Origin of the sequence: Arthrobacter sp. SIMBA_036, from assembly GCF_046535135.1 — a bacterium.
Classification (GTDB): domain Bacteria; phylum Actinomycetota; class Actinomycetes; order Actinomycetales; family Micrococcaceae; genus Arthrobacter.
Window position 1 is genome coordinate 23,043 of record NZ_JAWRXG010000018.1, and the last position, 11,551, is coordinate 34,593.

Sequence of the window (11,551 nt, forward strand, 5' to 3'; positions counted from 1 at the left end):
GCGGCGGTTGCCCTAAGACGCCGATACCACCGGATTCGGCCAGCCATCGCGGCCGCGCTCGACCACGGCGTCTCGCGGCTAGTACTCGGTATCGGGTCGAGTGCCTCGACCGACGGGGGGCTTGGGATGCTGCGGGCGTTGGGCGCGACGTTCATGGACGCCGCCGGTTCGCCTCTGACTTCGGGCTCGCAGCGGTCGCCGGGGCCGACCTCTCGGTCTTGCGGCCGTTGCCCGCCGACGGAGCTGCGGTGATCACCGACGTCACCAATCCACTGCTCGGGTCGTTAGGTGGTGCCGCCGTGTTTGGACCGCAGAAGGGGATGGATGCCGCCGGGGTACAGCGTGCCGACGAGGGGCTGCGGCGTTTCGCCGACCTGCTCGGCGGCGAACCCGGTTCCGGTGCCGCCGGCGGCACCGGCTATGCGCTGCGCCTGTGGGGTGCGCGGCTTGCACCCGGTGCCGATGCGATCGCGGGGCTCATCCGGCTGCGAGAGGCGGTCGCCGACGCGGACCTGGTGGTAACGGGAGAAGGTCAGTTCGACTCGCAGTCCCTGGCGGGTAAAGTACCCAGCGCGGTCGTCGCGATCGCTCGTTCGGCCGGGGTGGCGGCGGCCGTCGTGGCGGGACAGATTGCGCCGGATGCCGACTCCTCGGACTTCGCACACGCGATCTCGCTGACCGAAATAGCCGGCGGGCCGGAGCGGTCGATGGCCGAACCCGCGCGCTGGTTGTGCCGCGCCGGAGCACTGCTCTCCGAGGCGGCGTCCCTGCCGACCTGACCAGACTGCTCCGACAAAGCGCTGATCAGACTACCCAGTTGAACATCGCGGCTAGCGAGGACCGCGCCTCGGCCGCCACCACTTACCCCGACCCGAGACGTGTGGACCTGATGAAGATAGTCGTCCTGGCCAATGAAGGTCCGGACATTTGCCGGGACCGCATGTGGGTCTGGAGACTGGCTGCGCCGTCCGCGAAGCGTCGGACCGACTGCTCGATTAGATCTGCGAACGTGCCGTCGTGACCGCGCTCAAGTATGTTGACAGAAACAAAGAAGCCGCTGAGATCGTCGTGATGTTGCTGGCGACCGAGGCGTCAGCTACGACGATCCGCAAAAGGCTGGCGATTGGGGCGTCCTCGGCGATGCAGATCACCGACGAGGCGCTCATTGGTGCCGACTTAGGTGTGACTGCCGAGGTGCGGGCGGTGGCCTTCAAACGCATGGGTTTCATCTGGTCATCGCCGCCAATTTATCGACCCGCCTGCACAGCGGGCGTTCTGCAGTCGATGATCGCCAAATTCCCTCGCATGCCGCAGCTCAGTTTGTTATGGAGCATTGAGATCACTGATTCTGCGGGATCTCGAGCACCGGCGTGTGCGTCCCATCGAGATTCGAGCGGGCGCTGCGCGGGCTGAATCTTCCGGTATCCATCGCTCCTGACACCTCTTCGGGGGGTCACCGATCGCTTTTGGCCCGACCTCGCACCAGCGCTCCGGTTCGCCCGCGAGGCGTCGACGCTCGCGCAGCTCGAGTACCTCTCTCCCCGCTGATCCAGGGTCTGTCAGAGGACCAGCGCGTGTGAGGGCCAACGATATTCATGGGGGAGTGGTTGGCGGCCGCCTCGATCGCGACGGGATCACACGCCGGTATCGACGGCCAGACTAGTCAGGAGGAACGCTCATCAGCCTTCTCCCAAGCCCTGGGCGATGGCGCGTGCGGCCCCGACCACCAGTGCCCCGTATTTCTCTTCTAATTCGGCCGAGATCCGATGAACCGGCGTAGAAATGCCAATTCCTGCTACACCCACTCCGGCGACCACGATAGGCGCTGCAACGGCGTGGACGCCTTCTCGCCACTGTTGTTCATTCACTGCGTAACCCGTCTTGCGAGCTTGGTCGATGACAGCCAGAAGCGCGTTTGCGTCAGTGATCGTGTGCGCGTTATAGGCAGTCAAACCACGAGCGATGAGTTCATGGATCTGGTCATCTGGCCATGTTGAGATCAGGGCACGGCCATTAGCAGAGACCAGAATTGGTAACAACATGCCGAGGCCGACGTGGGCTCGCACCCCTTGAGGACTCTCGAGGGACTCCAGGACGAAAACCGAATCTCCTTTCACGGTTGCAAGGTGGACGGTCTCTCGAGTCTCCTCCCAGAGCTGCTGCATGACTGGAAGCGCGATCGCGCGAAGATCGTTGCCCGCGTGATGGCGTTGGCCCAACTGGAACATCTTGGGAGTCAAAGTCCAACGAACCGCTTGATCGCGGACTTCGGAGGCCCAACCGCCCTCCTGCAGAGTGCGGAGCATCCGTTGCACGGACGACTTCGGGAGATCTAGATCTCTGGCCATTTCAGAGACTCCCGCCGCCACCCCGGGCTCAGCGAGTCGCTCCAAGACCCGAAGCGCCGTCAATACGCTTCTTACACCTGCGCCGTCCATTCCGATCCCCTCGCCGCCACGAAGGGCTATGCGCCCTCGCACTGCTTTACTGTTGTCAACTGTAAGATACGTGATCCCCTGGGGTCAGCCGACCCCTTCTCCAATTTAGCTGGTGTCTCAGGAGTGCGCCCACGTGGAGTTTAACAGGTTGCGGGCGCTAATCCTTTTGCTGACCTTAAGTTGGGGGAGGATCAGTGGATCTGTCGGCTGGTAGTAGGTCGTGAGGCGCTGAGAGCTGTTGCGAGGAGGAAAGGATCCGGATGATCCTCCGGCCCCTCACGGCAGCTTAGGTGCTGATCTGTGGACCGGATGTCAGAGGGAGCGCTCTTTAGTGCCGATGTAGGCGTAAAGGGGGGGGCGGATCAGCGAGTTGGAAGCGGCTGGCCACGAAAATGGGCGCGAACGTCGGGGTGTCGAAGCCCATGAGGTGGTAGGTGGGGCCGGTCGGGTAGTCGAGGTTTGGCTTGATGGCCGTGGCTTCGTCCATGGCTTGCCCCCGGCCGTTGTACTTGCCCTCGGCCGTAGGATGTTCGGTGATGTCCGTCGGCCACAGCTCGTTGGGAGCAGCTGCGGTGAAGTCCCGTTCCACCAGGTCGTCGTGGACCGGCGGCCAGGGTCTGCGGTTCAGGCCGCCTTTCTTCGAGAACACCGACCAGATGCCGTGGTTCCGGCACTAGCGTCGGACCCTGTTCTGCCCGCTGCGATGCCCTTCTGAAGGAGTTCGTCGGCGATAAACCGGTACTTGAAGCCGGGTCGTAGGTGCGACTAAGCATCGTGGTGACACTTATTGCTCGACGCTCTGTTCGGAAACTTTCCAATGTTCAGCGAGGGCCGCGCAGGATGATCATGAGACATGACTCACACTGTCAGGGATAGCGCCCCCTTCACAACGAAGGTCAGCCAAATTCTATGCTTTCGCGAAGATTGCCAAACCCCGGCGGTAGTGGATGTCGGAAAGATCCGCATTACACACCGAAGTGCCAAGAGTTTTGAACGTTACACAGCACTGGCCCTGAACTAAATGATGACCGTCAAGAGATGGTTGGACCGAATGGTTGAGTGTGAATGCGCGCGACCACGGATGACAGTAGGAGAAGGTAGCATGCAAGACCTGAAGCAAGATCGGACGATAGGAAAGGTACGCCGCGGTAGACGGCTCGCAGCGGGCTTGATCGCCGTGGCGCTTGGAGTGGCGGCCCTCACCGCGTGCAGCAGCAGCAGCGGCTCCTCGTCAGCGTCGGCGTCCGACACACTCACTGTCGCACTCCCTATCGATTCGCCCACGAGCTTTGAGCTCACGCAGCAATGTTCGAGCCCGATGTTCCAACTGGCCTACGAACCGCTAATTCGAATCACCAAGGACGGCGGCTACGAGCCCGGCATTGCTGCGTCATGGCAGTACTCGAGCGACAACACGGTCTTCACCATGAAGATCCGCAGCGGGGTCAAGTTCGCCGACGGAACAGACGTCACGCGTGATTCGGTGCTGAACACGCTGAACTACTACAAGTCGGTGCCCGGGCTCAATGACGGCTTCATTAAGCCGTGGAAAATCGCCGCGGTCGATACGGACTCCGTCGCGATCACGTCGCCCGCACCGTTCACCGGTATGGAGTCGATCCTGTCGGACAGCGGCAACTGCAACAACGGCATGATCATCAGCGCAGCTGGGCTTGCCAACCCCGACAAACTGAAGACCGCGACGTTCGGCGCGGGTCCCTACGTCTACGACGCATCGCAGAGCCAGAACGGCGACCACTACACGTACACGCCGAACCCGCTGTACTATGACAAATCGCGCCAGAACTACAAAAAGATCATTCTGCGTGTGATGACTGACCAGAACACGGCGATGAACGCGCTGGCCTCCGGCCAGATCCAAGTGAACATGACCGGCGGCGCCCAGCTGGCCGATCAGGCCAAGTCGAAGGGTTTCGACAGCACCGTAGGACGGGTGCAAGCAACCGCCATTATGCTCTGGGATAGGGCAGGCGAGCTCACCCCCGAACTCGGCGATGTGCGCGTGCGGCGGGCCATGGCGCTGGCCTTGGATCGCGACTCGATCGCCAAGGCAGTCGGAACCGCGATCACTACCCAGGATCAGTTCATCGGGGCTGGTTTCCCCGGCCACGACGACAACCTGCCCTCAAAGTACACCTACGACGTCAACCAGGCTAAGAAGCTGTTGGCCGACGCCGGTCACCCCGACGGTTTCTCGATGACTCTCGAAGTGAACAGCGACGACCCTGACGCGACCATCGCAGTGAACGCCGCAGCGGCGCAACTCGCCAAGATCGGCATCAAGCTTAACCTGAAGTCGCTCCCGAACTCCTCGTTCTTCACGGACTTCGCGGCCAAGAAGTACTCCGCCGGCGCTGTTTCGTACGGGCTGTACGGGACGCTCCCGAACGAAGCGTACCGGCTGTACAAGCTGCCTTACTCTGCCGTATGGAATCCGTTCGCTTCGACCGATCCGGATATCGACAAGGCGTACGACGCGCTGAACGCCTCCACGAAAGATACCTTCGAGGCGAACGCGAAGCAGTTCAACGACACGATGACGGCCAAGGCCTGGTACATCCCGATCGTGGCGGTTCCCCAATTCATCTACTCCAAGGGCATCGACGTTGGAAAGCGTGATCCCATGGGCCAATTCGCCATCTCGGCCTGGGCTGCGAAGAAGTAGTTTGTCTGTCGCTGCGGCTCCTACCACCGGGGGCCGCAGCGTCACTTCAGCCGAGAGCACCTCGACTCGCGTCGAAGAGCTCGCGCCTGATGTGATACTCAAGGAGAGATTATGCTAAGTGTCGTCATACGACGATTGATCGTGGCGGTTCCGCTGATGGGAGTGATCTCACTCATCGTCTTCGTGCTGAGTTCCCTTGCGGGGGGGAGCGTCGGGCAGGCCATCCTCGGCCCTACCGCTTCCGCGGAGTCTGTGGCTGCGCTCAACGCGAAGCTCGGCGCCGACCGGCCAGTACTCGTGCAGTACGTTGATTGGCTAGGCCACGCGATCACCGGCGACTTGGGTTCGTCAGTCGTCTCTGGTGTGCCAGTGGCCGATACCATCGCATCTCGCATCCCGGTAACGATGTCGCTGGCTGTGGGGGCCTTGCTCCTCGTCATCATCCTCGGTGTGACGTCCGGCGCGATCGCTGCCATTCGCGGCGGCATCACCGGACGGTTGGCAGAGGTGCTCGCCGTCCTCGGTCGAGGCCTTCCCAGCTTCTGGCTCGCATTGATCGCCGTTCTCGTATTCGGCGTGAACCTCGCCTGGTTACCCGTCTCCGGATACGTGCCCTTCGCGGATTCCCCATCGGGATGGATCCAATCGTTGATTCTCCCGGTGGTCGTCCTCGGCGTGTCCGAAATCGCGTTGGTCGCGGTCGTGACGAGGGCCGAGATGTTGTCCGCGATGCGCAGTGACTACGTCCGCAGTCTCCGGGCGAACGGCTACCCGTGGAAGCGGATCGTGTTCAAGCACGTTGCGAAGAATGCCGCTGCGCCAGTGCTGACCATGGTCAGCCTGGTGTTCGTCAGCCTGCTCGGCGGCACCATCCTCATGGAGCAGATCTTCGGCATGCCCGGTCTCGGCACGCTGATGGTGAGCGCCACCACCAAGCACGACCTGCAAGTCATCCAGGGTTTGGCGGTCTTCTACACGGCTATGGTCGTAGTGGTATTCCTCTTGACCGACATCGCTTCAGGATTCCTAAACGCGAAGGCGAGGGCGCGATGAGCGCAGTCATTGAAGGTGCAGCAATTCAAGAACAGTCCCGTAGGGCGGCCGAACGGGGGACCGGTTTCCTCCCGCGTCTCGTCAGGCAACCGATCGTCGTCGCATGCAGCCTCGTTCTGCTCGTGATTGTCTTGGCCTGCGTATTCGCCCAGTGGGTCTCGCCTTACGAGCCACTTGACCAGGATTTGCAGAACACGGCCGCAGGGCCAAGCGCGAGCCACCTCCTCGGAACTGACCAGCTCGGCCGCGACATCCTGTCGAGGATGCTCCACGGTGGCCAGGTCACCCTGTTGGGAATCGTCCAGGCAGTGGTGGTGTGCGCCGTTATCGGACTGTTCCTCGGTCTGACCGCGGGCACACTCGGGGGGTGGGTCGAAACGGTCGCCATGCGACTGTGCGACCTGCTGCTGGCTGTACCGGGATTGGTGATGCTGCTGGTCATTCTCGGCATTTACGGGAACAACGAAGCCGCGGCCATGATCACACTGGGCGTGATTATGGCTCCGACACTGGCCCGAGTGGTGTATTCAGCCACGATCGCCGTTCGTGAGGAGCTCTACGTCGCCAGCGCGCGGGTGGCCGGACTGACGAGTCTCCAGATCATGCGCCGCCACATCCTTTCGGGGGTGACCGGGCCGGCGCTGACGCAAATCAGTATCGTGGCCGCTGTGGCGTGCATCGCCGAAGCAGGCATCGGCTACCTCGGACTCGGCGTTCCGCCTCCGGCCCCGAGCTGGGGAAACCTAGTGACAGACGCCCAGAACGTGATGCCTATCAGTGCATGGATGCTCGTACCCACCGGTGGCATCATCGCCGTCGTCACTCTGAGCCTCACGCTTCTAGGAAACGGCATCCGTGATGCCTACATGGGCCGCTCGAGTGGTTCCGCGAAGGCTTTCAGCTGGCGCGCGCTCGCTGTGAAGGTCTCCCAAGCTGCGTCTATGGCAAGCGGAGGTGCTGCATCACCCACGGGACAGGAATCGATCTTGAGCGTGAAGGGCATGACGGTCAGATTGCCCCGGGGATCGAGTGAAGTCACGATCGTTGACGACGTCAACTTCGATGTGGCTCCGGGAGAGGCAGTTGCGATCGTCGGCGAGTCAGGTTGTGGAAAGTCGGTGACCATCTCGGGAGTCCTTCGTGTGCTTCCCATGGGCGCCCACGTTGTCGCCGCCTCGATCTCGTTCAAAGGCGCGGAATTGACCTCGCTAAGCGAGCGCGAGATGAACGCCTACCGGGGAACGGGAATCGGGTTCATCTCGCAGGAGCCGATCTCCAGCTTGAATCCGGCATTTACGGTCGGCCATCAGCTGGAAGAGGCGGTCAGGTTGCATCGGGGTGTGGGCAAGGGCAAGGCACGCCAGATCGCCAGGGAGCTCATGACCCGTGTGCGGCTGCCTGAGCCGAACGCGGTGGCCAAGAAATATCCGCACGAACTCTCGGGTGGTATGGCGCAACGTATCGCCATTGCGCGGGCGCTAGCCGGCGAACCAGAACTCCTGATCGCCGATGAGCCCACAACTGCTCTCGATGTCTCGGTGCAGTGTGAGATTCTCGACCTGCTCAGAGACCTGCGCGAGCAGACTGGGATGGCGCTCATCCTCGTTACCCACGACTGGGGAGTCGTCGCAGAGGCCTGTGATCGCGCGCTCGTAATGTACTCCGGGCAGGTCGTCGAGAGCGCGGATGTGCGGTCGATCATTGCCCATCCTGCGCACCCTTACACTCGGGCACTGCTGCAGTCATCGTCAGTCGGTATTGCTCCACGTCAACTCCTGCCGGTCATCGCTGGTACCGTGCCGACGCCGGGTTTCTGGCCGCACGGGTGCCGGTTCGCCAGCCGGTGTGAGCTGGCCGAGGACGCCTGTCGCACAGGGCCTATTCCGATGGTGCCCCTCGACGAAGGCTCCGCTGCGCGATGTATCCGTACCGACGTGGACGAATTGGTGAGAACATGAGCTCGTTGTTAGAAGTCCAAGACTTGACGGTGATGTACCGCGGACGAGGTCGCCGGAAAGACAAGGTGGCTCTCGAGGGAGTCAGTGTCAGCCTTAATGAGGGAGAAACCCTCGGATTGGTCGGGGAATCCGGTTCGGGCAAGTCGACTCTGGGAAACACGGTGCTCGGGCTAGTTAAGCCTGAGCGAGGTCGAATTGGCTTCGACGGTAACGACATCGCTGGTCTCACCGGCGCGGCGCGTCGCAAGCTGAGCACCCAGATCCAGGCCGTCTTCCAGGATCCGTACACCTCGTTCAACCCGCATCGAACGATCGAACAGAGCATGGGCGAGACGTTGGCGAATTCGCCGCCGATGTCGCGGAGGGAGACTCGGGCGCGGGTCCTCGCCATGCTGGAACGTGTCGGCCTGGATAGCACGGCGCTGTCGAAGTTCCCCGCTCAATTCTCTGGTGGACAGCGACAGCGCATTTCGATCGCGCGAGCGCTCCTCCCCGAGCCGAGGCTCGTCGTCTGTGACGAGTCGGTCTCCGCACTCGACCTGTCGGTGCAAGCTCAGATCCTCAACCTGCTCCTGGAACTACAACGCGAGCGTGGAGTGGCATACCTGTTCATCACGCACGACCTTTCTGTCGTACGACACATGAGCACGCATATCGCTGTACTCGAACATGGCAAACTCATCGAGCAGGGCGACGCCGCGGGAGTCACCGACGAGCCTTCTCAGCCATACACGCGCCGACTCATTTCGGCGTCGCTGAGTGCCGATGCTGACTTGCAACGCGATCGCCGATCAACCCGTCGGGCAATGACACGGCTTGCTGCGGATGCGACCGGTGACCGCAGCAAGCTGGCTGACGAGGTGCTCCGAACACTTGAACATCAAGCTGTGACCGAGGTTTTCGCCCAACCTGTTCCTCAGTCTCGGGCGTTGGCGCTTCCGCTTTCTCGGGGCCTGGCGGGAGGTGCCGACGTCGACGGCGTCACCGCGCTAAGGGCGGCTGTTCTCGAGCTGGCGCCCCGGACCGCGGAGGCCATGACCCCGGCAGCCATGTTACCTTTCGTCCAAGAGGCGCGAGCGAGAAAGTGCAGTGCACTGGTCTCTCGTGGTCAGTCCGGCATGCTATACGGACTAATCGGAGATCTGGCGGTAGCAATCGAAACAGGCGATCGAGCACGCGCACTCGAGCTCGTCGGTTCATTCGACGAGCCGCACGAGCCGAGCCCTCATCCCAACGGAGCCAGGGCCGGAGAACACACGATCGAAAGCCAAGCATAAACGACGAAATTGTCGCCGTGATCTCGTGAGTGACCGCCCAGCTGTCCGTGATTGTAGAGTTCGACGTTCCCGCAGGGATGAGCGCCGGTGGTCTCCCTCGGGGAGGTGTGTACGACCTTCGGCAGAGGGGCCGTTGGCGGCCCTGGTCGCCCGCACATGCCGTACAACAAGTCCGGAGTTGTGGTCGCGGACTGGGAGTTCCGACAGTTATGGGGCTCGTTGCATTGTCCTCGCATGTGAGGTATCTGCCGTGTAGTTGGGTGACAAAAAGAAGACCTCCGAGTGGAGTGGGGCCTGTCCAGGCTCGGCTTCACAAGGAGGTCTTCAATGTCAAAGGCTAACGCGATCCTGACGCCGAAAGGCAGGCTCGGTCTGGCTCAATGCATGGTCGATGGAAAGTAGCCGCTACGTCGCGCGGATGAACCGGTCCACGTCCCGGTCACGACCGCAGCTCGGTGGGCTGCCCCCAACACCTGTGCTGCGCTGCTCCTAATCTTGTGGGGGCGTCTTTTGGAAAGAATCATCGACCAACCAACTTCCCGGCTCTTCGTGGTGAAAAGGGTTCCTTGCCTTGAAGGCTGAAGGGCTCGTAGCCCTACAGCGATAAATGTTTTCTAAGCATTCATCAACCGTCAGGAGCTACGAGCCATGAGTAGCCGTGCCCGCGGCGGACATTCACTGTGGAGACCGCCCAGATCCCTCGCGGGAAACGCTCGACCCGCCGGGTCTGCGACGCCCTGGTGGCCGCCGTCATCGGCTCCGGAAGGGCTGCTGCTAAGGTTGCGTCCTCGTTTGTGTCTCGTGCTGGCTGGTCCAGCCGGCCCTGGACTCCGCGGCGCTGACGTTCCCTGACGTTGACGCCCTGCCACCGCGTTGCTACCTATTCTTGGGCTTTTGTATCCAAGCCCTAATGTCCTCTTCTCGAAAGTTCCTGCGGCTTCCCTTAGGAAGGACGCGCCACGGCGTTGATGCCTTTTGGAGCCCGTGTCCTCAACTCGGTTGGTGTTGGGCTTGAGGTCGGTGCGGCAGCAGATGGAGTCGTTCCCGAATGCGACCTCTTGTGCCCGGCCGGATAGGTGGCCGGGAGGGCTTCGGATCGGTTAGAAGCGCCGGCCGCCCTCGGAATCTGAAGGAACATCTTGAGTGAGGGCCATTTCGGCGGGATCGAGGAGGTTGTTGGAGTCCTGGGTATCAACGAGGTACTGAGCCTCTTCCTTGGTTTCCACGTTGGGTAATGAGCCGTTGAGAGGCTTCCTGCCTGTTTCCTTGAGGAAAAGGACGGAAAAGCCGAAGAGCGCTGGAACGCGAGGCGACGGGAACTGCTCAGGCAGCGAAGAAGCGTAGCTCGACGAAAAGAGGGTTGCGCAGACCATGATGAAGAGTGTCCCGGGTTGCGAGCCGCAAATCTGGCCGGAACCCATCATCATGAACGCTCGACCCGGAAGCAGCCGCCTCCTTGATGAGGATACGCCCACCAGCTGATCAGGTTGGCTGTTATCCCTTGATGCTCGTCTGTAGAGTGCCCGATCCGGCTGTTTCAGGCTGCCGATGCTGACTCTCTCGACCCGATTTGCAGGCCCGCATCGCCTTCATCAACCTGCTAGATTCAATCTTTGATTGAGAATCCAATTACAAGTTTCTGAGTGTTGGCCAGTAGGTTTTTGCGCTAGCTTGTTTTTTCAAGGAGTAGAGCATGGGTAGTACGCGGGACGCGCAGGAAGCTGCCGGGTGGCTTTCACGCAGTGCGGCCGGTCATGACAAGGCCGTGTTGGAGGCAAGGACTCGGCAGAGTGGGGGTCCAGCGGTCGGGGTTGGGCAGTCCACGGCTCCGCGGCGCCGCACGCAGCAGGAGCGGCGTGAGGAGGCGGAGGGGCGGCTTCTGTCCGCCGCCCTGACATTACTTTCGCGCAAGGGTTGGGTTGGAATGACCTTGGCGGATGTCGGTCAGGCGGCCGGCTACAGCCGGGGACAGGCTGGTCATCACTTCGGTAGTAAGGGTGCGCTTTTGCGGGCCTTGACCTTGCACATCAATCGCTCGTTCGCCGACGAGATGCAGGCCGCGCCGACGCAACCCGAGGGGCTGCAGGCGGTACTGGGCTATGTCCGCGTCTACCTTGGGCGCAGTGATCCGAAGTGGAC

At 61.8% G+C, this 11,551-nt stretch carries 8 protein-coding genes and 2 pseudogenes; 7 read left to right on the forward strand and 3 right to left on the reverse strand.

All coding sequences use genetic code 11. The features are described from left to right. Window positions 1–90: 90 nt before the first annotated feature. Together SB659_RS18305 and SB659_RS18310 are read left to right on the forward strand one after the other, a co-directional pair. Window positions 91–779 (forward strand): annotated as a pseudogene (locus SB659_RS18305) (glycerate kinase). 238 nt (window positions 780–1,017) lie between these two features. Further along, window positions 1,018–1,413: a hypothetical protein gene (locus SB659_RS18310; RefSeq protein WP_410551409.1), complete on the forward strand. Its 396-nt coding sequence runs from the start codon at window positions 1,018–1,020 to the stop codon at window positions 1,411–1,413. 266 nt (window positions 1,414–1,679) lie between these two features. On the opposite strand, the gene SB659_RS18315 is transcribed toward SB659_RS18310, so the two are convergent. After that, a complete protein-coding gene (locus SB659_RS18315; protein ID WP_410551416.1) occupies window positions 1,680–2,438 on the reverse strand; it encodes an IclR family transcriptional regulator in 759 nt (252 codons plus the stop codon). A 481-nt stretch (window positions 2,439–2,919) separates the two neighbouring features. Continuing rightward, a pseudogene (locus SB659_RS18320) lies at window positions 2,920–3,191 on the reverse strand (IS3 family transposase); the annotation flags it as partial. Between the two features lie 349 nt (window positions 3,192–3,540). Here SB659_RS18320 and SB659_RS18325 point away from each other — a divergent pair. The 4 genes from SB659_RS18325 to SB659_RS18340 all read left to right on the forward strand — a co-directional run bounded on the left by SB659_RS18325 (window position 3,541) and on the right by SB659_RS18340 (window position 9,412). Continuing rightward, a complete protein-coding gene (locus SB659_RS18325; protein WP_410551410.1) occupies window positions 3,541–5,124 on the forward strand; it encodes an ABC transporter substrate-binding protein in 1,584 nt (527 codons plus the stop codon). A gap of 111 nt (window positions 5,125–5,235) precedes the next feature. Continuing rightward, window positions 5,236–6,177: an ABC transporter permease gene (locus SB659_RS18330; protein ID WP_410551411.1), complete on the forward strand. Its 942-nt coding sequence runs from the start codon at window positions 5,236–5,238 to the stop codon at window positions 6,175–6,177. Beyond that, window positions 6,174–8,135: a dipeptide/oligopeptide/nickel ABC transporter permease/ATP-binding protein gene (locus SB659_RS18335; protein WP_410551412.1), complete on the forward strand. Its 1,962-nt coding sequence runs from the start codon at window positions 6,174–6,176 to the stop codon at window positions 8,133–8,135. The genes SB659_RS18330 and SB659_RS18335 overlap by 4 nt, the downstream gene beginning before the upstream one ends. Then, entirely contained in the window at window positions 8,132–9,412 is a 1,281-nt protein-coding gene (locus SB659_RS18340; protein ID WP_410551413.1) for an ATP-binding cassette domain-containing protein, read from the forward strand. The genes SB659_RS18335 and SB659_RS18340 overlap by 4 nt, the downstream gene beginning before the upstream one ends. A 1,100-nt stretch (window positions 9,413–10,512) precedes the next feature. Here the strand turns inward: SB659_RS18340 and SB659_RS18345 are convergent. Next, window positions 10,513–10,785 carry a hypothetical protein gene (locus SB659_RS18345; protein WP_410551414.1) on the reverse strand — a complete coding sequence of 91 codons (273 nt, stop codon included), beginning with the start codon at window positions 10,783–10,785 and terminating at the stop codon, window positions 10,513–10,515. A 320-nt stretch (window positions 10,786–11,105) separates the two neighbouring features. On the opposite strand from SB659_RS18345, the gene SB659_RS18350 reads away from it, so the two are divergent. Then, on the forward strand, window positions 11,106–11,551 hold a 446-nt coding region (locus SB659_RS18350; protein WP_410551415.1), incomplete at its 3' end, for a TetR/AcrR family transcriptional regulator.

Coding starts and splice junctions, on each gene's coding strand:
- SB659_RS18315 (WP_410551416.1), bottom strand. CDS start 2,438: ATGGACGGCGCAGGTGTAAGAAGCGTATTGACGGCGCTTCGGGTCTTG.
- SB659_RS18325 (WP_410551410.1), top strand. CDS start 3,541: ATGCAAGACCTGAAGCAAGATCGGACGATAGGAAAGGTACGCCGCGGT.
- SB659_RS18330 (WP_410551411.1), top strand. CDS start 5,236: ATGCTAAGTGTCGTCATACGACGATTGATCGTGGCGGTTCCGCTGATG.
- SB659_RS18335 (WP_410551412.1), top strand. CDS start 6,174: ATGAGCGCAGTCATTGAAGGTGCAGCAATTCAAGAACAGTCCCGTAGG.
- SB659_RS18340 (WP_410551413.1), top strand. CDS start 8,132: ATGAGCTCGTTGTTAGAAGTCCAAGACTTGACGGTGATGTACCGCGGA.
- SB659_RS18345 (WP_410551414.1), bottom strand. CDS start 10,785: ATGGTCTGCGCAACCCTCTTTTCGTCGAGCTACGCTTCTTCGCTGCCT.